A 22,029-nucleotide genomic window follows, 5' to 3' on the forward strand; every position below is an offset into this window, starting at 1 on the left:
AAAGACAGAGTATTTAGTGCTAAACAATAAATAGTTGCTGAATAAGGAAAATATTACTTGTTTCTCTCTATACTAATAAGATAAATGGTTATACCTAGTTCTTATAATCGTTAAAATAAGGATATTTAAATGGATCATGCAATCCCTATAATTACCACTGTTGCTGTGGGATTTGCTTTATCCTTAATTATGGGATTTATTGCTGTACGCTTAAAGCTTCCAGCATTGGTTGGCTATCTATTAGCAGGTATTATTATTGGTCCCTTTACACCAGGCATAACCGCAAACGTTAAAATTGCCCAGGAACTTGCTGAAATTGGGATCATGCTGTTGATGTTTGGTGTAGGGTTACACTTCTCGTTAACAGATTTGCTGCGAGTTCGCAATATTGCAATTCCTGGTGCACTTGTGCAGATTGTTGTAGCAACATTACTCGGTTGTTACGCTGCTATCATGTGGGGCTGGGATTATGGTAGTGCATTAATCTTAGGACTTTCTTTGTCGGTTGCTAGTACGGTTGTACTATTAAGAGCAATTGAAGAAAGAGGTGCCTTAGATTCTATCAATGGGCATATTGCTATAGGCTGGCTTTTAGTTGAAGACATAGTCATGATTATTGTCATTGTCTTACTGCCACCATTATCTTATTCACTTGGAGGTCAAGCAACGGTTGATGTACATAAGCCGCTATGGCTTATACTTGGCCTTACACTTGTTAAAGTATTCACCTTTATTGCCTTAATGCTGATAGGTGGACGACGAATTTTTCCTAAGGTACTTTGGCATATTGCTCGTACAGGGTCACGGGAATTATTTACCTTATGTGTTATTACTGCTGCAATTAGTATTGCCTATGTAGCTGCCAGACTATTTAATGTTTCATTTGCTCTTGGCGCATTTTTTGCAGGCATGATTATGCGAGAATCTTCTTTCAGCCATCGTGCTGCTGAGGAATCTTTGCCACTCAGGGAAGCATTTGCTGTATTATTTTTTGTCTCAGTTGGTATGTTGTTTAATCCGGCTGTTTTAATTGAGCAGCCATTACAAGTATTAACTGTTATAGGCATTATTGTTATTGGAAAATCTATTGCGGCTTTTACATTAGTTCTAGCTTGTCGTTATCCATTACAAACAGCATTGATAGTATCGGCAAGTCTGGCACAAATCGGTGAGTTTTCATTTATTCTTGCTGAATTTGGCGTGCGTTTGGGTTTGCTTCCCGAGGAAGGACGCAGTTTTATTCTAGCTGGGGCCATCATATCAATCGCTCTTAATCCTCTTATTTTCAAACTTATAAATCCTACTTATTCTTGGATAAAATCTTATCCTAAATTAATTAGGTTCTTTGAGCGTTCAAATGATCCGTTGGCTGAGTTACCAATGTCAACTCAAAAAGAGTATCTTGCGGGGCAAGTTGTTCTAGTCGGCTATGGGCGCGTAGGAAAAAATATAGCTAATTTACTATCTGAAAAAGCTATTCCTTATGTTGTTATTGAAGAGAATCGTGAATTAATAAAAGAGTTACGAGATTCTAATATTCCTGCAGTTTATGGGGATGCCTCTAACCCTTCTGTTTTAATTCAGAGTCATATTGTCCATGCCAGCATGCTTATAATAGTTATACCCGATACTTTTCATGTAAGAAGAATGATTCAATTAGCCTACGAACTTAATCCAGAGATAGAAATAGTCGTGCGTACTCATGATGAAGAGGAAGCTGAACTATTACAGGAAGAGGTTACAGGAAAAGTGTTCTTTGCTGAGGGCGAAATTGCAAAAAATATGGCAATTTATGCTTTAAGGCGATACGGTAAATCAATTTCTTCAATATAAATTGAAGGTTCTCATCTAAATTGAACCACCTTAATACCGTATGCTTACTATTGACTTGCCTAGCCTGCCTGTGACAAACGTCAGTAGAATTCGGATAAAAATATTTAGGTTAAGTAAGTAACTCTTGTTAATCAAGCTCACTCTAAAGTAAGGAGTTTTTCTGCATGACTATAAGCTAATTCTTTCTCGGCTTGTTTAGAACTCCTGCAACACTGGTTTGTACATTAATTGTAGCGTTTGGTCTACCCATTGATGTTTTTACCCACTCCGGTGAACCATGTTTCAGGTGGGATGTTTGACAAGGTAATTACGCATTTAGTATTCTATAAAACATCGCTTGCCCAAGCGTGCATCCCTCTATAGCAAAACTTTCCGTAAGTGGGTATCTCCAATTGTATTCATAACCTTGTAAATATTAAGAGGGAGGTATTTGCAGTAGGGAGAGCACTTATGTCAAACAATCAACCTATCTATTCTATTCAAACATTAAAAAAGCAAGCGAAATTATACGCAAAAGAAAAACAAATCTCTTTACACCAGGCGCTCGATTATGTCGCTAATCAAGTAGGATTTACTCACTGGACTTTGTTGATAAAACATTATTCAAATTATTCTTTAGTAAATATCGCCCAAATTTTTTCTATGCTAAAGCCCGGACATTTAATGTTAGTTTGTGCAGATAAAAATATCGGCAAAATGTCGTTTGCTATGAATCTAATGGCAGAGGCAAGCGACAAGAACATTAAGTCTACTTATTATTCATTTCATGCCTCAAGAGAGGTAATTCTTAATAGAATTAAATTAATTTTTAGGAAGAACAAACAAGAATTAGATGAGCAACTGATTCAAATTAGATTTCCTGCAGCCAATTACGGCACAATAAGTGCAGATTTTAATAGCTTGCCTGAAAATAATTTTATTATCATTGATTATCTACAGAGGATACCTTTAAATGGGATAAATCAATTCACTCTAGAGATGAGCCAACTAGCTAAACGAAAGCGTTCTCGTATCCTCGCTTTATCTCAAATTCTACCTAATGAACAAAGGATGCAAACATTTTATCGTCACTTTAATCATATTATATTCCTTGAAAATACTGTGACAAAGGAAGATAGCAGTAAACGTAATTGTTCACTTATTAAATCTACACATTACCAAATCCAGCAAAGAGTACTGAATTTCGATAGAATTTTTTATAAGTTTGAATAGCAAATAAGCTCTTTGTATTACACAAAGAAATTGAATCCCCTTTTATTAGTATTCCATTAAGTCTGATCACCAAAGTTATCAGACTTTTTGTCTTCATTGATAAGTTCATCATTGCTCTTACAATTAATTTTATTTTTATATTTAATTTCTGGAGCCAATAAATGTATGGCTTATGAGAAGGTTTATTAATTCGATTAACGACAGCTAGAATCAAATACTGGCGACAAGGTGTCAACCCTCAATTTTTTAATTTGACTTAGCTATATTCTTGTAAAATAATCCAAATCATCGACTTATTCAATAATGCTTCCATGTAACGTCAATAAGTTAAGGATAGTTATGATTGTTATCTTCGTTCATGGCTGGAGTGTCACACATACCAATACTTACGGCGAGCTTCCTCAATGGCTTGAAAGTCAGTGCAAAGATGGAGAGCTGAGCATTCAGGTTGGTAATATCTATTTAGGGCAATATATAAGCTTTGACGATACAGTAACAGTCGACGATATTGCACGTGCATTTGATCATGCAGTACGTGACGAAATTGCTGATAAGCTGCGAAATGGGGAACGTTTTGCTTGTATCACTCACTCAACCGGCGGCCCCGTTATTCGTAAATGGATGGATTTATATTTTAAGAATAATCTTGCAAAGTGCCCATTAAGTCATCTTATCATGTTGGCTCCTGCCAACCACGGTTCTGCACTTGCTCAACTTGGTAAATCTCGGCTAGGCCGTATAAAAAGTTTTTTTGAAGGGATTGAGCCGGGACAACATGTGCTTGATTGGCTTGAGCTCGGAAGCGATATGAGCTGGCAACTTAATGAAAATTGGCTTGATTACGATTGTACTGCTAATGGCATCTATGCCTTTGTACTTACAGGCCAGAAAATTGATCGCCAACTTTATGATGCGCTTAACTCCTACACAGGAGAAGCCGGATCTGATGGCGTTGTACGCGTAGCTGCTGCAAATATGAATTACAGTCTATTAAAGTTACATCAGGAAGGAAATAATGGTGAAAATCTTGTTGTCGCCAAAATGTTACGGACACAACCAATGGCATTTGGGGTTTTGCCTGGGTGTTCACATTCCGGTAAAAAAATGGGAATTATCCGCAGCATTACTATAGCCAATGCTGCGACTCATCCTACAGCTATATGGGTCTTGCGATGCCTCCAAGTAAGAAATCATGACTCCTATAATAAATTGGTAAAAGAGCTAAATAAGCTTACTAAAGAAACCCAGAAAAATGAGCATATAGAATTCGTCAAGACGCTTATCTATAAGCGTGAGTATATTACCAATCGCTACTCTATGATTATATTCCGACTTATTGATGACAGGGGCAATCATCTTATTGATTATGATCTTTATCTAACTGCGGGACCTAAATATAGCGAGAATGCGCTTCCTACGGGTTTCTTTGCAGACCGTCAGCGAAACCAGCATGATCGAGGAAAATTAACTTATTTTCTTGACTACGATATCATGGAAGCCGGAATTAATACGCCAAAAATGCAAGGTAATTTGGGGTTTCGCATTAAGGCGCGTCCTGAAGCAAATGACCAAGCTCTTGCCTATTACAGGTTACTTGATTTTCATTCCTCGCTTGCTGACATTAACAAAATTCTTCATCCGAATGAAACAGTCATGGTTGAAATCATGCTTCAGCGGCGAGTAGATAGAACTGTCTCTCGTATCATCAACAACCTTATTCCAGCAAAAATCAGTAGGAAGCCGGCTGGGAAAATGGTAGATTAACCTTTAACACTTCTGTAGCTATTGAGTTACATGAAGTTTATAAAGGTAAAAATGTCCTAATTACACGGCTTTTTAAGACGAATTTCATTTTTGTTATTTAATTTTACATATCAAACAATAAATCATTTTTTTCCTTAATATATATCGCACTTTGGGATAGGTTCTGCCAATTACTAGTTACATTTGTAATAAGATAAATTTGGTGCAATTATTACTGTTAAATTGGTTTTTGAAAAATAAGCATACTGAAGATAAATATCAGGGAGAAATAATGAAAAATTTATTGATTTTTGCGACCTTTGGCACAATTTTGGCAACTTCTACAACCTTATTTGCTCTTGATAGTAATCAAGCTCAAGGTCCTCATGCTATCTTTACCCCCGCAGATATAAAATGGACACCTGCCCCTAATTCACTTCCACAGGGTGCTCAGGTATCAATTCTAGAAGGTAACCCTGTGGAAAAGGGTCTATTTACTATGAGAATTAAAATGCCAGCTAATTACCGTATTCCTCCCCATTGGCATCCCGTTGTTGAGCACGTAACAGTTATTTCCGGTACATTTTATATGGGTATGGGTGACAGGCTTGATGAAAAAAAAGCAACTCAGATGCCACCTGGTAGTTTTGCTTATATGCCAATTGCTATGCATCATTATGCTTTTACGCATGAGCCTGTAGTTATTCAATTACATGGTAATGGGCCCTGGGGAATTACTTACGTAAACTCTAAGGACGATCCAAGAAATCACTAATAAGCGGGTTCTCCTAGCTGCAGATGTTATGGTACTTCTAAACGCCTAGAATCTATAAGAATTAGGCGTTTCATTGACAAAAGACCGGGAATCCTTAATAAAATACCCAGGTTAGGTTGGCATTGGAAATTGATACCATTATTGAAGCATATAAAATGGGAGCATGCTGAGTGTCACTGGGAAACCCTATCCATACATACTTGATCGGGAATTGCCAAAAAAATCCTAATGCCGTAAAAGCTCAATAATTATTATGGGGGTTTGGGACAAATAAAATTACCTTTACCTTGTCTTTAAATAAAGGTTTATAGGAGCTAATTTTAATAAGCACATCTTATAAACTATTATGTTGTAATTTCACTCAAAAGTGCTGCTATAACTTCTTCCTCTGATAGCATAGAATGCCCGAGTCCTAGCATCTTTCTCTCCCGCACTTGAGGTGAAAGTTGCTTAACTCGTCCAATATCCTCATCAGAAATCATGCTACCTAACTGCGGTTCTCCACGCAGAAGCAAGAATGGGCACTTAATTAAAGGAATTAACTGCTCAATATCAAAGCCTTCAATCATTTTTTCGTGCTGATTTATTGTTATTTCAATAATACTAGGATCACACAAGCTCATGCCTATGCTGGATGAATCATCATTTATTTCTGCATATAATTGTTCAATCTGATTGGTTTGGCGATAATGTAAAAGTCTTTGTCCAAATTCTTTTTGAGACTCAATAATAGGTGTTAGTGTTTTTAAAGTTAAAGGCGAATCTAACATAATGAGTTGCTGGACAAATTCAGGATAACGTGCTGCAACCATTAAAGCAATCATACCCCCTAGTGAGTATCCCAATAGAGTCACGGGCTCATTAATTCTTTCTCTAAGAAAGGAGGCAACATCTTGAAAGTGCGTTTCTAATAAGTAGGAATTAGGCACATGGGAGGATTTACCATGTCCTCACAAGTCCATAGCAAAATGGAATGACGAAAAAAAGTTTGAACTAAATACAGATATCACGGTCAACGGTCAAACACCACCTACACTTCTGATACAAGCACAAGATGATCATGTGGATAATATAAATCACTCATTGGTTTACTATATCGCATTAAAAAACGCCAATATTCCCGTGAAAATGCACTTATATGCGCAAGGCGATCATAGATTTGGAGTAAGAACAACAAATCTACCTATAGCTAATTGGCCTTATTTACTAGAGGTCTGGTTAAAAAATATAAAAATGATTTGAAGGAACTCCTGTAGTTAGGTCTATTGGCTTGTACATATGCATTAGTTGCATTTAAAAAACTAGCCTAATTTCTTTGTAAGCTCAAATATTTTCAGAATATTAGATCAAATCAAGATGAGCTAGCTTCAATAAATTTATTCATTGCAGGAGCCTTTGCAAACAGCTTCAAGTTTTCTTTCTCGTTAATTTCTAGGCATCACCTTAAGACTTCTTACTTGAATTAATTTAGTTGAGTTAACCCTGCTTGATTTCCGCTAATTTTCTCATTCAATTGTTCAGCTAGTTCCTCTATATCTAGCCATAACTCATGTCTTTCTTGCTTAGGAGAGAAAAATCCCAGGGAGGTATTACTTTTGGAGGTGATTTTCATTTCCATGATTGTTATTAACGTCTGACGACATAATTCTAATACATCCGAATCAGAGCATTCATCAAGAATATTATTCACAAATGAACGAAAGTAAGGCAATCCATTTGGGTGGCTCCGTGCAATGGCTTGTGTAATAAAATTCATAGCAATTTTCAATGGATGTAATTGCATTGGATTTGTATTAACAGAAGTCATATCTAGAAAATTCATGACTAGCTTTAATGAAAATTCTGTCATAAAGTCTGCATCTGAAGTTTGGATGGCTGCAAGGTGTAGCCATGCAGCGTTTAACTTTTCTGTTAGACTTAGGTCATAATCCTCAATCGATAGTAAGATATTCATCCCAAGCGAAAGACATCCTTTTAAACATGTTTCGTTATTGTTGTTACTACACAACACTACCATATCCTCTATAAGAGTTATTTTATCTTCTACATTCTTAAGTTGGTCTGCATAATTAGCAAAAGCTTCAATAGCTGGTATATTGTTTGACTCGATTGCTTTAGCTAGAGACTTCGAAACTTGCTCTATGGGAAAGTTCTGATCTAGCAAATAATTAATCGTGCTTTTTGTGTTAATGAATAATTCTCCTGTTAAGCTTGACGCTAGTTCGAGAACGCTTTCCCCTTCAGAATTAGTTTTTTTAGGATCCACTCCATATTTTAATAAAATTGGAATAAATTCTGGACGATCCCACATGATAGTAAATTCGAGAAGCGATAAATTGGAATGGAGTTTCCCTACGTTTTCTTGATTAATCAAATTAAGAAATTCTTCAACCTCACCAAATTTGATTGCGTTGAATAATATTTCAATATCATCAGCGGGTTTTAGATAAGTTGAATAGAATTCAAAATAAAATTCATTTCTATTATTATTGTAAACTTTGCTAAAGGACTTATAAAGGTAAGCAATAGCATTTTCAAGAGTATCAAAGACTTTTCCACCCATTTTCATTTCATATTCACTCAACGAATTTTCGTTGGGATCAAATACAATGAATTGATTTGTTGAGGTTTTATGCATACCAATGGAATGAATTGGGACGGAAATGACCAAAGTATTCTCTTGTTTAAAAGTATCTTCTAATTGAGTTAGACAGTTTTTTTGATCCAAACCAGACCCAGAAAACTCTGCCATTGACTGCACTGGCTTTTCATATGAAAAAATCACTTTGGTATCAATAGGAGGTGAATGGATTGTCTTTAAAATTTTTAAGACTTCCAAACTAAAAAGGTTAGGTTCTGTAATTAATTCCAACTGAGAAAAATAATCGTCAATACGGTTATTTTTCACAGAATCTGACCATATTTTACATAAGAGATGGCATATACCTCGAGGGTTTAAAGAAGGAATTTGAGTATTAAATTCGGCATTACAACGCTCAATAGTAACTGTGTTTGCTGTGTGGATTAATCTTTCCTGACCTTCCCATCGATTTGGCATAGCTACTGGCCACTAAAAATATATAAATTAAATATAGACCATTTGCTTATATTTTTGATAATTTAGCCTTATATGTCTCATTAATCATTGATTAACGTTTTTTAGAGTGCTAGACAGTAAGCTAAGTAAAATGCGCGGTTAAAAAGTTAGTTTATAAAAAGAATTTACACTACCTCTTAATGTATCCATACTGATAAGTCTAATAAGAAAATTAACCAGACTTAATTCCGATTTAATTCCTATTGATCCTCCTCTAACCTTCTACCTGTTTTACATAGTTTGGATTTAAATTATCCAGAATAATTAAAAAAATTATATTTCAAAATTCCCTCAATAGATAAAACCATAACATTAATCAATTTATTTTGTAGGAAGGTCCTATATTTATCCCTCAGAGGCGCTACTGTGTATATTCAATTTCAGGCACATTTCTTCTGGGTTTCATTAACCAATCCTGTTTTAACAAATACCAAATTACATTTTACAATATCAATTAAATATGAAGAAAGCGCCCTTCTCTTTGTTCTTACGACGAGTGAATACAGTTTTTCTCAGCTGCATCTTTAGTAAAAAATTAAACTTATTTTTTGAAAATATATTATCCCAGCCGCTATTTATTTTTATAAAAACCGTAATTTAATAGGAAATATTTATCGTTCCCATTAAATTAATTGATTTTTACTATATATATATTTTTGTTACCTTTGAATAACAATCTTACTTTTGGAGCAAATATTGATGAAAGTTACTTCTTAGTAATGCTGTTAATTTTTCGTTAAATACGTTGAGTAACCCTACTATCCTTACCTTAAAAGTAAGACTTGTAACTAAGAAACAATACGAAGAGAAGATGATTATTTAGGTATTAAAAAGAGGGGAGAAAATTAAATGATAACAACAATTAAATCAGTTTTAGAAGGGATAGGATCTGGTAACGGAGCATGGCCTACATTTGGGATTTTAAGTGCTGTATTAAATTTAGCTATCGGTGGAACAACTGCATTTGTGTTAGGCAGTATTTGTGGTATTGCTTTTTTACTTATAAGTATTCCAATGGCGTATAAAAGCTATCACAACTTGAAAAAACAAAAACAAGAGTTAGAAAAAAAGAAAGAAAAGTATGAAAACCAGCTATCAGATAATCTTACTACACTCTTAGCTATGATGAAGCAATATGAGAAACTAAAAACAGAAATTGATTTGACCGATTTTCTAGAAATGAAAGCGCTTGAATTAGAGCAAGAGGATAGGAATAAAGATAAATTATTTGCTCGCTTCTTGCGGTATCTAAACTCTCTAGCAATCCATAATACTTATACTCAATTAGAGCCTAAGCTATTACGAGAATATATTAATCAATTTCTAATTAATGAATTAAATATAAAATCTTATTCTGCTGAAGAAAATGAAAAAGTAAATGAAGCTGCCCTTCATAGTTTTTTTGGTACATTCGGCACCATCGCTGGTGGATCTGCAGGTGTAGTGGGCATGTTAGTGGGTCTAGGGCTAATGGCAAGCTTGAGTGTTATGCCTTGGGTAGGAATTGCAATTCTGATTACAGCTACTGTAGCTGCTATTTATATGGCCGATCTAGCAGCACGCAATACTGAGTTAAATATGTCTAAAGCTTTTTGGTGCAAAGAGGCAAAAAACTTAAATAACTCAACATATGGACTAAATTTTGAGTTGGAAGCGCTAATTAAACCAAGTCAAATTATAGATAAAGAGCTAGCTTCTAATAGGAGTTCACGTCCTAATGCTACTTATTTAGACTCTACACTTCTTACCCCCCAAACTATAATTACTGAAAGTGAAAGTAGGCAAAAAATAGATACACAACCTATTTTGGATAAAAAATCACTTAACTTCCCTGACGAGCTTAAGAGCCAACCTACTCTAAAGCAAGGCTCTAGTAAGGTTAGCAGCTATTTTACATATCCGGGCACCCTTTTTAACCATAACAATGCAGTTAAACAAGCTAATTCTGAAATAGAGTTCCTTTCCAAGGAGAGGGGTTTGCAGCAGTATTAAATAATTAATTCTAATCCATGAGGTTTTGGGACGTCTAGCTATTTTATTGTTTTTTTTCTATTTCACTATCAAAATGGTGTTCCAAAACTACTTCCAAAACTAATTATCTCGAAACTAAATGATATTTAGGTTTGTGAGACAAAATTCATGCAAAGGATACTAAATGAAATTCGGTTATTCTCATGTCTCAACAAATGATCAAAGCCTAGATATTCAAATTCGAAAGTTAAAAGATGCTGGTTGTGATGAAATATTTAGTGAAAAAGTAAGCGGTGCCAAAAATGATGCAAGGAATTAAACCGCTTATTAGAAAAACTTCGCAAAGGCGATACTGTTTGTGTCGTTCGATTAGATAGGCTAGGAAGGAGAATTATCAAACTTGCAGAAATGATACTAGACTTCAAAGAACGAGATATAAATTTTGAGTCTTTGGACAATAAGATTGATACTTCTACCCAATGGGAATGTTAATGTTTAATATATGTGCCGCTTTTTCTGAAATGGAGCGAGAGTTAATTCGTGAACGTGTACAAGCGGGTGTTGATGCAGCAAAAGAGAAAGGTAGAGTTGGAGGTAGACCAAGGTCAATGACTAAAGATAAGAAAGATAAATTGAAGCGTCTTAAAGCTAGCGGTGAGTTTTCAGTGTCTCAAATGTGCGAAAAGGTGGGTATTAGCCGCTCTTTTTATTATCGTGATAATATAAATGGAAAAATAAATTACGAGCCAAATTCCTTCTGAATATATTCCAGCGATAACTGGCCTTATAGGTATAATTATAGGTTCGGGAGTTACTCTTCTTACTAATTTTTTGACAAATAAGCATGCTGAAAAAATTGAAGATGAAAAGTTTAAGAAAATAAAATTAGAGCAGCTTTATCTGACAACTTACCAAGTTAAAACTGATTATTCTGAATTAACTTCAGCAGCAATCGTTAGAGATATGGGTAGTTATTTAAATAAGGCTGGAGGCTATGGGTTAGCTCCTCTATCTCAACTTGAAATGTTGATTAGCTTATATTTTCCTCAAATAAAAAAGCTTGAATCATATACTGAGCTAATGTCAACTAAAGATAAATTAAGTAAACAAATATCTCAAATAATGAATCGTGATGCACCTGCATTTGGTACAGAAAATGGCAAGGCTTTTAATAGGGAAATTTTTAAAAATTTTGAAGAAATTAATGAAAACATTGAAATCTTCAGAAAGATATAAGTGCTCGCAGTAAATCTTTAGATTTTGGTTAGCTTAAGTACTTTTTATAATTCTAAAACTCAATAAATGTTCATTATTACGAACCTTGATAAGTGGCCAGAGTTTATGAATCGATTTTAAGGCTAAACAGCTAGTTTTATCTATACTAACTAAAGCGCTCGGAAACCCATCCTTTTATGAAAATAATTAGAAATAATTTTTAACTCATTTATACTAATGCAATTAAATTGAGTTTAACTAGGAATTAACTTTTAATTAATGCAACCTTTATATTTTAATTTGATTGGCGCAGGCCGCTTGGGAAAAAATTTAGCTTTAAGCCTTATTTCTACCGGGCAAGGTTCTTTAAGAGGGATTCTTAACAAGAGTTTTACCAGTGCTAAACAAACTTATTTACTACTGAATCAAGGAAAACCAGTAGCCTCTCTAACTGATTTACCACCAGCAAATATTACTTTTATTACAACGCCTGATGACGATATTGCGCCTATGGCTTTAGAGCTTGCGCTAAAGAAAGTTATCGTACCAGGAAGTATTGTTGTTCATTGTAGTGGCGTTTTAAGTTCTGATGTACTAAAGCCCCTGCAAGAGCAAGGCTGTTTCATTGCTAGTTTTCACCCCTTAAAAGCATTCAGAGCAGATCTGCTTGATCAAAATTCTTTTAAAGACTGTGACTGTGCAATTGAAGGTGATGAGCAAGCAATAGCAATTTTAGCAACACTTTTTAAGCCTCTAGGAGCAAATCTTGTAACTGTTGATGCTAGTAAAAAAACGCTATATCACGCAGCAGCTGTTCTTGCTGCTAACCATCTAGTCACTTTAGCAGCACAGGCTATAGAATTACTTATTGAAGCGGGCATTCAAGAGCAAGAAGCTAAACCTATTATTACTCGTTTAATGCAAACAAGCCTTACCAATATTCAATGCGCTCCTAATCTGGCAGCAGCACTTACAGGGCCTTTAGTTAGAGGTGATATTAATACCATTGCAAAACATATTAAAGCACAAGAAAATTTATCAACTTTATCGCTATATAAGTCACTTTCGTTACAAGCGCTACCCCTAACTACCTTATCATCAGCCAAAAAAAATTTATTAATTAAAATGTTAACTAAGTAGTTTTATTTTTACTTGCAACTAATTTCATTTTCATCAACTTAATAAACCTTTTTAGTTTTTAAGCTTCAGATTTAGTGACTCGCAAAGCAGTTACATTCTGTAAGCCACGAGGTAAACAATTTCCTCGCCGGCCTCGCTCACCTCGATAGTGCTCTAAATCAGCAGGCTTAAGAGTGTAATGACGTTTTCCAGCGTAAACTGTTAAAAGATCTTTATTACTTAGAACTTGCACATCAATTAAGTATTCTTCACGCTGAGACGATTTAGCACTGGGTATATTAATTAACTTAACGCCTTTACCTTTATTTAAAAGTGGTAACTCCTCTGCTGAGAACACTAATAAACGGCCAACATTTGTCACACAAGCGACATTTGCTGCTTCCTGCTGATTAATTAAACGCGGCGTTAAAACCAAGCTATTATCAGTCAATTTTAAACAAACTTTACCATTACGGTTTTTAACATATAAATCATTCAATTGAGCTATAAAACCATAACCGGCATCACTTGCAATTAAAAAGTAATCTTCTGGATCGCCAGCAACAACTGCCTCAAAGGTAGCACCATTAGCGGGATTTAATTTTCCTGTTAGAGGTTCACCTTGACCACGTGCTGAAGGCAATACATGCGCTGGTAAAGTATAAACTTTGCCAGTACTATCAAAAAAAACAATCTGCTGATTGCTGCGGGCATTTGTTTGAGCTTTAAAAGAATCATTCGCTTTATAACTTAAATCTTGCCCATTTACATCATGACCTTTAGCTGCGCGAATCCATCCTTTCTCAGATAAAATAATCGTGACTGGTTCATTAGGTATAATATCCGTTTCTTTTAAGGCTTGCGCTTCGCTTCGCTCTACTAAAGGCGATTTTCGCTTATCACCGTATTTATTTCGATCAGCAATAATTTCATTTTTAACTAATTGCTTTAGAGCACTTTCACTCTCTAGAATTGCTTGAATTGAATCACGTTCTTCTGATAACTCATCCAGCTCACCTTTTAATTTTATTTCTTCAAGCTTAGCTAAGTGACGCAGCTTTATTTCAAGAATTGCTTCAGCCTGTCTTTCACTTAATTGAAAACGCTTCATCAAACCTTGTTTAGGATTCTCATCTTCGCGAATTATTGCAATGACCTCATCAATATTAAGGAATGCAATGAGTAATCCTTCCAAAACATGAATCCTATCTAATATCTTATTTAAACGATAACGCAATCTTCTCTCAACTGTGGTCAATCTAAAGCTTAACCACTCTGTTAAAATAGTTAGTAAATTTTTTACTTTAGGCTTACCATCTAAGCCAATCATATTAAAGTTAACTCGATAGCTACGCTCTAAATCAGTCGTAGCAAAGAGATGTAACATCAAGCTATCAATATCCACCCGATTTGATTTAGGTATGATAACTAAACGAGTAGGATGTTCATGATCAGATTCATCACGTAAATCTTCCACTAAAGGAAGTTTCTTTTGTTGCATTTGCGCGGCTATCTGTTCTATTACTTTAGCGCCTGAAACTTGATAAGGCAGTGCTGTTATTACAACTTGATGGCGTTCAACTTTATACACCGCCCTCATTTTAATTGAGCCCATGCCCGTTTCATACATTGCCCGAATTTGAGCTGTGGGTGTAATAATTTCAGCATTCGTAGGAAAATCAGGTGCTTTAATGTGTTTGCAGATTTTATCTAAGCTAGCATTTGGGTGATCAAGTAAATAGGCGCAAGCGTTGGCAACTTCAGTTAGGTTATGTGGCAATATGTCTGCTGACATACCGACAGCAATACCAGTTGCACCATTTAATAAAACATTAGGTAGGCGTGCTGGCAGAAGCGAAGGCTCTGATAATGTGCCGTCAAAATTATCTACCCAGTCAACTGTGCCTTGTTGTAACTCTGAAAGCAATAAATCCGCATAGCCTGATAATTTAGCCTCTGTATAACGCATTGCTGCGAAAGATTTAGGATCATCAGGTGAGCCCCAGTTTCCTTGCCCATCAACAAATGGATATCGGTAAGAAAAAGGTTGAGCCATGAGTACCATTGCTTCATAGCAAGCAGTATCACCATGTGGGTGAAATTTACCTAATACATCGCCAACCGTGCGCGCTGACTTTTTATGTTTAGCTGTCGCTTTAAGGCCAAGCTCCGACATAGCATAGACAATACGTCTTTGCACAGGCTTCAAGCCATCAGCAATATGTGGCAAAGCCCTGTCTAAAATGACGTACATGGAATAATCAAGATAAGCTTTTTCAGTAAACTCTGTAAGCGATTTTTGCTCAACGTTAGATATCATCATAAGAAACACACTACCTAAAATTCATTGGAAGTTATTTCATACCCATCAAACTATTATCCATTTATAATTAAATGACTATGATTTCAAGTATGGTAAATTTATTAACTGCGACTAAATAGTAATTAAAGAATTAAAACTTGGGCTAAAACAGTCATTATTATCGCAAAATAATACTTAAATTACTATGTTTTAAATTAAACCAATTATTGCCTTTATCTACAGCTTAATTCTATCTGCTATGATTTCTTTATAGATCTTGTTATCTAAGTATATATTATGAAGACCCAAAGAGGATTAACTGTTACAACTAAGTCTCCACAAGCAATAGAAGCTATTAATTACTTTTATGATCAAATTTTAAATTCAGGAAATAATGCTGAAGTTATTCTTAAAGCAGCGACCGACCATCCCGATAATTTGCTTATCCAAACCTACGCAGCTGCTTTTTACCTTTATGCCCAAGAAGATACGGCAACTAAAATAGCACTACAGATTCTCCATAAGTCAGAAAAACTGCTGCATCATTCAAACTTACGAGAAAAACTAACATATTATGCCGTTTATGCCTGGGCTAAGTTAAATTACGAGTGCGCAATTACTTTGTTTACTAGCATTGTTAAACATTTTCCCAAAGATGTATTAGCATTAAAATTTGCTGAATGGCTTTTTTACTGTACTGGGCAATCTTATCAAAGCCAATATTTTTTAAAATTGTGTAAGAGTTGCGTAAAACAAAATCAAGATGATCCCGCTTTTTTATCAAGTTACTCCTTCGCACATGAGCTTTGTGGGCATTCCGCTGAAGCTAAAGCAATTGCGAAGCGAGCTATAGAATTAACTAACTCTGCTGTCCCGTGGGCACATCATACTTTAGCGCATGCCTATTTGCTTGAAAATAATATAGAGGAAGGTATCCGCTGTTTAGAACGTTTATCCTCATCTTGGGCAACTATTTTACCTCTTTTAAAAGGACATAATACTTGGCATCTCGCGTTATTTCACTTGGCTAATCGTAATGAACAGAAAGTCTTAGAACTTTTTCCTGCTATTTTTGGCAACTTACCTAATACTATTTTAGAGCAAATTGATGCTATTTCCTTATTATGGCGTCTGGATTTAGCAGGACTGCCGCAAGATAACTATTTTCATCAGATTATACCTTATCTAGGCTCACATCCTTTTGAACATTATATTCCTTTTAATAATGTTCATTTTATTTATTGTCTTACCCGAGCTGATAAAAGTGATTTAGCGAATAAATCCTTACAATCTATTAAATCTTATGCTTCTACAATAACTTCTAATTGTGATCGTAATTTATGGCAAAACATTGCCTGGCCTTTATGTTCTGGGATTAAATACTTTGCTGAGAATAATTATCAAGCTGCTTATGACGTGATGCAGCCTGTTATTCATAGCTGCTTTCAATTAGGTGGGAGCGATGCACAAAATGAAATTTATACGCAAACATTTCTATCCTGCTTACTAAAGACAAATCAACAAAAAAAGGCTAATGATTTCTTTTTTACCCACCTTAATCACTATCGAAATACGCCTTTAGCAAATTATTGGTTTCAAGATAGCTTCTAAATATAAAGCACAGCAATCTAGCTTAAGTATTAAACAATACTAAGGCTTTTGCCTAGCTAAAATAAATGATGGTTTAAGTTCATGCACAGATTTATTATTAGCCGCTGTTAGAGCTTTTAAAGGCAAATAATATGCCCAATTTATCAGTGAAATTATTAATGTAACTATAAATTTAACTAAGTTTTGGTATTTTTAGAACTCAGGTCTGTATCCTCCTCTCTTTTGAGATATTTCTTATAGTTTAAACCGCAATTAACTTTAGGTTAAATTTATTATTATACATATACTTGTCAATAAAGGATGACATGGATTAGTCTGACAGGAAGTCAAAGACAAGGGACCAGTACAGGATGTGCTTCGCCGCAAGGATGCGGCTTTTTACTTGATGATACAGTCTAAACATCAATATTTTCTGCTTCTAGAGCATTACTTTCAATAAAATCACGCCGTGGTTCAACATTATCTCCCATGAGTGTTGTAAATATTTCATCCGCTGAAATAGCATCTTCAATATTAACCTGCAGCATACGTCTAACTGTGGGATCCATTGTAGTTTCCCAGAGTTGTTCTGGATTCATTTCACCAAGCCCTTTATAACGCTGAATAGATTGACCACGCTTTGCTTCTTCCATTAGCCACAATAAAGCTTCTGCAAAATTTTTGATAGCTACAATTTTCTCACCCCTTTTTACATAAGCGCCTTCATCAATTAAATTAATTAAATTTGAACCTAATTGGACTATTTCTCTATAATCTTTAGAGCCAAAAAATTCAGCATTAAATAAAGAATAATGTTCCAAACCATGTTGTGTAATAACAACTTGAGGTAAATAGATATCATGCTCAGCTTGATGAATAACTTCAGCCCGATACTGTAATGCCTTATTACTTATAGTAACTAAATAGTGACTTAATTGCTCAACCCAAGCCGTAATAGAATCTTTCTTAGTAAAATCTTGCCCTTGTAAACTTGGTAGATAAGCTAGTTGTCTAAGTAAATCTTCATTATAACGTTTTGCAAGCCGTTTAATAATCTTTTCCAATTTCCTAAACTGCAAAACTAATTCTTCTAAAGCTCTTGCTGATATAGCTGGCGCATCCTTAGAAGGGTATAACTCTGCATTATCAAGTGCACTTTGGGTCAGGTGCTCAAATAATGCTTCGTCATCTTTCACATATTGTTCCTGTTTACCTCGTTTAATTTTGTAAAGCGGCGGTTGGGCAATATAAATATATCCGCGCTCAATCAGTTCAGGTGTTTGACGATAAAAGAAGGTAAGTAATAAAGTACGAATATGGGAGCCGTCGACATCGGCGTCTGTCATGATAATAATGCGATGATAACGAATTTTATCTGGATCATATTCATCTGGGCCAATACCACAACCTAGCGCAGTTATTAACGTAGCTACTTCCTGCGAAGAAAGCATTTTATCGAAACGAGCTTTCTCGACATTAAGAATTTTACCCTTAAGAGGTAAAATAGCTTGAAATTTACGATCTCGGCCTTGTTTAGCAGACCCGCCTGCTGAATCTCCTTCCACAATATATAATTCAGACAGCGCCGGATCTCTTTCCTGACAGTCTGCTAATTTCCCCGGTAAGCCTGCTATATCTAATGCGCCTTTGCGTCTTGTCATATCTCGAGCACGTCGCGCAGCTTCACGCGCACGAGCAGCGTCAATCATTTTACTAACAATAGCTTTGGCACAAGCTGGGTTTTCTAGTAAGAAATCATTAAATTTTTCGCTAACAAGTGATTCAACTATTGACTTCACTTCAGACGAAACCAATTTATCTTTTGTTTGAGAAGAAAATTTAGGATCCGGAACTTTTACGGAAAGAACAGCAGTAAGTCCCTCGCGCGCATCGTCGCCTGTCGTGGCTACTTTAGCTTTCTTGGCGAACCCTTCTTTTTCAATGTAGTTATTTAAAGTACGAGTTAAACCAGCTCGAAAGCCAGCCAAATGGGTGCCACCATCGCGTTGCGGAATATTATTTGTAAAGCAGTAAATATTTTCTTGAAAAGAGTCATTCCACTGCATAGCTAATTCAACTACAACATCCTCTTTGTCTGCTGTAAATGAAAAGACTACCGGGATAATAGGTGTTTTATTGCGGTTAAGATGTTCAACGAATGCTTTTATGCCTCCTTCATAACGAAAAGTATCCCGCCTTTCGGTTCGCTCATCATATAAGTGAATACAAACACCCGAATTTAAAAAAGAGAGCTCCCTTAAGCGTTTTGCTAAAATCTCATAATGAAATTCAATATTATTGAATGTATCAGCACTAGGTTTAAACCAAACTTGTGTACCTGTGTTGGACGCCTCGCCAGTGACTGCTAAAGGAGTATCTGGAACACCGTGGCGATAATGCTGTTCATGTATTTGGCCATTTCGGCGAATCACTAAATGGAGCTCCTCTGATAAGGCATTTACTACCGAAATCCCTACCCCATGTAAGCCGCCTGAGACCTTATAGGAGTTATCATCAAACTTTCCACCAGCATGAAGGACAGTCATAATAACTTCAGCGGCCGATCGGCCTTCTTCTTGATGAATATCTACTGGAATACCACGACCATCATCTCGTACAGTAATCGATTCATCAGCATGAATAATAACATGTATCTCTTTACAATAACCGGCTAACGCCTCGTCTATTGAATTATCAACTACTTCAAAAACCATATGATGCAGGCCTGTACCATCATCGGTATCGCCAATATACATTCCAGGCCTCTTTCTTACTGCATCTAATCCTTTTAACACTTTGATATTAGACGAATCATAATTAGCATCAATGGCCATAAGTATCCTCTTACCTAATATACATTTTACCAAAAAGTGATTATATCATTATTTGTATAGGGTTTATATCACTTACTAACAATTCAACGGTTTCTGCACTCTGTATTTTTAGAGCCTCTCTATGCCGAATTCATTTTTTCTTTGTTTCACGTGAAACACTTTAGCTACTTTATTTGGATCTTAATATTGCCCTGCTCCATCTGAAGAACTTGATGCGAAAAATCAAGCTCGGCAATTATTTTTGAGCCCTTACGTAAAGTGATAAAAAATTGATTGTTGCTTTTAACAATATACTTTAATAAAGACTGCAAATGCTCCTCATCTAATTCTGAAGTAAAATCATCAATTAAATGAATGCAGTTAGTTTTAAGTAAAGCAGTTTGCGCAAATTTTAGCGCAAACAAAACCATTTTTTGTTGTCCTCGTGACAGAAAATGTTTAACTTTTATATCATTACTTGTGATTATCAGATCGGCTTGGTGAGCACCATAGTGTGTTTGCGCGCGAGCTAAGTCAATGTCATAACTTGCAGCAAGTACAGCTTCTAAATCTTTACCTTCACTGCGCTTATCCCATCCTTTATAATAGTTTAGCAAACATTCAACCTCTGTTAACTCGTGTAAAATAATTTTAAATGCTTGTACTAGCTTGACAAAATATGCTTGTCGATAATTATCTAATTGTTCAGCAAGAGCAGAAAGTACTTTATTCCAAGGAATTAATGCTGTATTGGCAGCACGTTGTTTCAATAAAGTATTACGTTGTTTGAGCGCTCGCCGATAATCTTTCCAGATTGTATGATAAGGATGTTCCACGTGAAACAATCCCCAATCAAGTAAACTTCGACGTACTGCAGGACCTGCATCAATAATTTGAAAGATATCTTGATAGATAACTTGGCAAGGTAAAAAAAAAGCGAGTTCACTACTTGTTAAACAAGGCTGTCCATTAATGCGCGCTATAGTAGGAGAACGTAATGATTTTTGAATACTGACATATTGATTGTCAATGGTATTTGCAAACACGATTAAACTATTCTGCTCATGTGAAACTAAAGCTGAAATTTCGCGGCTTCTAAAAGAATGTCCACTGGCAAGAAGGTAAATAGCCTCAAGAAAGGATGTCTTACCACTACCATTTTTACCAGTGATGAAATTCAGATGGGAATGAAGATTTACTTTGGCGGAAAGAATATTGCGAAGATTTGTTATTTGAATATCATTAAGCTTCATAGTTTCATAGGCATAATGATATATTGATATTGCTCATCCTCTAAAGATTCAACTAATATACTACGATCAGTAGTAGACATAGATAGTCGAACTAAATTACCAGGCAAGATATTTAAAACATCTAAAAGATAACCAGCGTTAATTCCTATTTTAAGCTCTTGGCCATCAACATTAGCTTCTAACCATTCTGTTGCTTCTTCCTTTTCTTGGTTATTAGCTACCAAAGTGACTCCAGAAGATTGGATATGAAGCAAAACAGCTCGAGATTTTTCGTGGGCAAGAATCATTATCCGTTGAAGGGAGCGCTTTAAAAGATCTTTTTCAATTAAAACAAATTTATCATTATTGGTAGGAATCGCTCTAGCATAAGGAGGAAATCTAGCTTCAATTAGTTTTGAATTAAATTTATAATCCTCGGTAATCAAGCAGAAGTAATTTTTTCCAGCAATAACACTAATTTCTTCATCATCAACAGAATTAAGGAGACGAAGCATTTCTTGAATCCCTTTTCGAGGTATCAGCAGGCGCTGGCTTGGAAAATTTAGATTAGACAAATGCCTACAGATAGCCATACGATGGCCATCTGTAGCCACAGTGATAATTGTGTTACCCTCGAGTTCAAAAAGCAAACCATTTAAAAATACCCGGACATCTTGCTGAGACATAGCAAAGTGAGTTGACTGCAATAACCAAAGTAATTCTACCCTAGGCAACGTAAGTTCAATGTCAGGTTGTTCTTGATCACTATTTGGAAACTGTTCGGCTGGAAGCGTTGCTAACTTAAACTTACTGCGACCTGCCTTTAAAATTACAGCATTATCATCTAATTTAATTGTGGGTATCGCTTCATCGTCAAGCGAGCGAATAATATCAATAAATTTCTTAGCAGGAACTGTAATCTCACCTTCAGTAGGACAATCATTACAATTTAAAAAAGCTGATATTTCCATTTCTAAATCAGTTGCAGTCAACACTAAGCGTTTTTGCTTAATTGAAATTAAAATATTAGCTAAAATTGCAAGAGATTGGCGTTTATCGACAGCGCCAGCCACCATTAATAAACGTGGAAGTAATTCGTTCTTAGGAATAGCAATTTCAAACATAGT

General features: G+C 35.5%; 15 protein-coding genes and 2 pseudogenes. 11 read left to right on the plus strand and 6 right to left on the minus strand.

Annotated features, from left to right (window positions below; genetic code table 11):
- Window positions 1-129: 129 nt before the first annotated feature.
- From ACQUW5_RS08790 to ACQUW5_RS08805, 4 genes are all read left to right on the plus strand, one after another.
- On the plus strand, window positions 130-1,833 hold the full coding sequence (locus ACQUW5_RS08790; RefSeq protein WP_444990865.1) for a cation:proton antiporter domain-containing protein: 1,704 nt from the start codon (window positions 130-132) through the stop codon (window positions 1,831-1,833).
- A gap of 450 nt (window positions 1,834-2,283) precedes the next feature.
- Window positions 2,284-3,045 (plus strand): P-loop NTPase family protein, encoded by a 762-nt coding sequence (locus ACQUW5_RS08795; RefSeq protein WP_444990866.1) that lies wholly within the window; start codon window positions 2,284-2,286, stop codon window positions 3,043-3,045.
- Window positions 3,046-3,384: 339 nt separating this feature from the next.
- Window positions 3,385-4,809 carry a phospholipase PlaB gene (plaB, locus tag ACQUW5_RS08800; RefSeq protein ID WP_444990867.1) on the plus strand — a complete coding sequence of 475 codons (1,425 nt, stop codon included), beginning with the start codon at window positions 3,385-3,387 and terminating at the stop codon, window positions 4,807-4,809.
- Between the two features lie 271 nt (window positions 4,810-5,080).
- Window positions 5,081-5,563: a cupin domain-containing protein gene (locus ACQUW5_RS08805; protein WP_444990868.1), complete on the plus strand. Its 483-nt coding sequence runs from the start codon at window positions 5,081-5,083 to the stop codon at window positions 5,561-5,563.
- Between the two features lie 344 nt (window positions 5,564-5,907).
- Here the strand turns inward: ACQUW5_RS08805 and ACQUW5_RS08810 are convergent.
- Window positions 5,908-6,501, minus strand: a pseudogene (locus ACQUW5_RS08810) (alpha/beta fold hydrolase); the annotation flags it as partial.
- 22 nt (window positions 6,502-6,523) lie between these two features.
- Here ACQUW5_RS08810 and ACQUW5_RS08815 point away from each other — a divergent pair.
- Complete coding sequence (locus ACQUW5_RS08815; protein WP_444990970.1) at window positions 6,524-6,805, plus strand: prolyl oligopeptidase family serine peptidase; 282 nt, start codon at window positions 6,524-6,526, stop codon at window positions 6,803-6,805.
- Between the two features lie 220 nt (window positions 6,806-7,025).
- Here the strand turns inward: ACQUW5_RS08815 and ACQUW5_RS08820 are convergent, their stop codons facing one another.
- Window positions 7,026-8,621: an ankyrin repeat domain-containing protein gene (locus ACQUW5_RS08820; RefSeq protein ID WP_444990869.1), complete on the minus strand. Its 1,596-nt coding sequence runs from the start codon at window positions 8,619-8,621 to the stop codon at window positions 7,026-7,028.
- 888 nt (window positions 8,622-9,509) lie between these two features.
- Here ACQUW5_RS08820 and ACQUW5_RS08825 point away from each other — a divergent pair.
- The 5 genes and pseudogenes from ACQUW5_RS08825 to ACQUW5_RS08845 all read left to right on the plus strand — a co-directional run bounded on the left by ACQUW5_RS08825 (window position 9,510) and on the right by ACQUW5_RS08845 (window position 12,986).
- The gene (locus ACQUW5_RS08825) at window positions 9,510-10,652 is read left to right on the plus strand and encodes a hypothetical protein (protein ID WP_444990870.1); all 1,143 of its coding nucleotides are present in this window, start codon (window positions 9,510-9,512) and stop codon (window positions 10,650-10,652) included.
- 163 nt (window positions 10,653-10,815) lie between these two features.
- A pseudogene (locus ACQUW5_RS08830) lies at window positions 10,816-11,158 on the plus strand (recombinase family protein); the annotation flags it as partial.
- An 81-nt stretch (window positions 11,159-11,239) separates the two neighbouring features.
- On the plus strand, window positions 11,240-11,392 hold the full coding sequence (locus ACQUW5_RS08835) for a hypothetical protein (protein ID WP_444990971.1): 153 nt from the start codon (window positions 11,240-11,242) through the stop codon (window positions 11,390-11,392).
- A 70-nt stretch (window positions 11,393-11,462) separates the two neighbouring features.
- A complete protein-coding gene (locus tag ACQUW5_RS08840) occupies window positions 11,463-11,867 on the plus strand; it encodes a hypothetical protein (RefSeq protein ID WP_444990871.1) in 405 nt (134 codons plus the stop codon).
- 258 nt (window positions 11,868-12,125) lie between these two features.
- Complete coding sequence (locus tag ACQUW5_RS08845) at window positions 12,126-12,986, plus strand: Rossmann-like and DUF2520 domain-containing protein (RefSeq protein WP_444990872.1); 861 nt, start codon at window positions 12,126-12,128, stop codon at window positions 12,984-12,986.
- Window positions 12,987-13,044: 58 nt separating this feature from the next.
- Here ACQUW5_RS08845 and parC read toward each other — a convergent pair whose 3' ends face one another.
- On the minus strand, window positions 13,045-15,288 hold the full coding sequence (gene parC, locus ACQUW5_RS08850) for a DNA topoisomerase IV subunit A (protein WP_444990873.1): 2,244 nt from the start codon (window positions 15,286-15,288) through the stop codon (window positions 13,045-13,047).
- A gap of 276 nt (window positions 15,289-15,564) precedes the next feature.
- Here parC and ACQUW5_RS08855 point away from each other — a divergent pair, with 276 nt between their 5' ends.
- Window positions 15,565-16,878: a tetratricopeptide repeat protein gene (locus ACQUW5_RS08855; RefSeq protein ID WP_444990874.1), complete on the plus strand. Its 1,314-nt coding sequence runs from the start codon at window positions 15,565-15,567 to the stop codon at window positions 16,876-16,878.
- A gap of 395 nt (window positions 16,879-17,273) precedes the next feature.
- On the opposite strand, the gene gyrB is transcribed toward ACQUW5_RS08855, so the two are convergent.
- The 3 genes from gyrB to dnaN all read right to left on the minus strand — a co-directional run bounded on the left by gyrB (window position 17,274) and on the right by dnaN (window position 22,026).
- Window positions 17,274-19,691: a DNA topoisomerase (ATP-hydrolyzing) subunit B gene (gyrB, locus tag ACQUW5_RS08860; protein WP_444990875.1), complete on the minus strand. Its 2,418-nt coding sequence runs from the start codon at window positions 19,689-19,691 to the stop codon at window positions 17,274-17,276.
- 164 nt (window positions 19,692-19,855) lie between these two features.
- Window positions 19,856-20,923, minus strand: a complete 1,068-nt coding sequence (gene recF / locus ACQUW5_RS08865) for a DNA replication/repair protein RecF (protein WP_444990876.1) — start codon at window positions 20,921-20,923, stop codon at window positions 19,856-19,858.
- Window positions 20,920-22,026 carry a DNA polymerase III subunit beta gene (gene dnaN, locus ACQUW5_RS08870; RefSeq protein ID WP_444990877.1) on the minus strand — a complete coding sequence of 369 codons (1,107 nt, stop codon included), beginning with the start codon at window positions 22,024-22,026 and terminating at the stop codon, window positions 20,920-20,922. The genes recF and dnaN overlap by 4 nt, the downstream gene beginning before the upstream one ends.
- Between the last annotated feature and the right edge of the window lie 3 nt (window positions 22,027-22,029).

The sequence above is a fragment of the Legionella pelazae genome (assembly GCF_052527395.1).

Coding starts and splice junctions, on each gene's coding strand:
- ACQUW5_RS08790 (WP_444990865.1), top strand. CDS start 130: ATGGATCATGCAATCCCTATAATTACCACTGTTGCTGTGGGATTTGCT.
- ACQUW5_RS08795 (WP_444990866.1), top strand. CDS start 2,284: ATGTCAAACAATCAACCTATCTATTCTATTCAAACATTAAAAAAGCAA.
- plaB (WP_444990867.1), top strand. CDS start 3,385: ATGATTGTTATCTTCGTTCATGGCTGGAGTGTCACACATACCAATACT.
- ACQUW5_RS08805 (WP_444990868.1), top strand. CDS start 5,081: ATGAAAAATTTATTGATTTTTGCGACCTTTGGCACAATTTTGGCAACT.
- ACQUW5_RS08820 (WP_444990869.1), bottom strand. CDS start 8,621: ATGCCAAATCGATGGGAAGGTCAGGAAAGATTAATCCACACAGCAAAC.
- ACQUW5_RS08825 (WP_444990870.1), top strand. CDS start 9,510: ATGATAACAACAATTAAATCAGTTTTAGAAGGGATAGGATCTGGTAAC.
- ACQUW5_RS08835 (WP_444990971.1), top strand. CDS start 11,240: ATGACTAAAGATAAGAAAGATAAATTGAAGCGTCTTAAAGCTAGCGGT.
- ACQUW5_RS08845 (WP_444990872.1), top strand. CDS start 12,126: ATGCAACCTTTATATTTTAATTTGATTGGCGCAGGCCGCTTGGGAAAA.
- parC (WP_444990873.1), bottom strand. CDS start 15,288: ATGATGATATCTAACGTTGAGCAAAAATCGCTTACAGAGTTTACTGAA.
- ACQUW5_RS08855 (WP_444990874.1), top strand. CDS start 15,565: ATGAAGACCCAAAGAGGATTAACTGTTACAACTAAGTCTCCACAAGCA.
- gyrB (WP_444990875.1), bottom strand. CDS start 19,691: ATGGCCATTGATGCTAATTATGATTCGTCTAATATCAAAGTGTTAAAA.
- recF (WP_444990876.1), bottom strand. CDS start 20,923: ATGAAGCTTAATGATATTCAAATAACAAATCTTCGCAATATTCTTTCC.
- dnaN (WP_444990877.1), bottom strand. CDS start 22,026: ATGTTTGAAATTGCTATTCCTAAGAACGAATTACTTCCACGTTTATTA.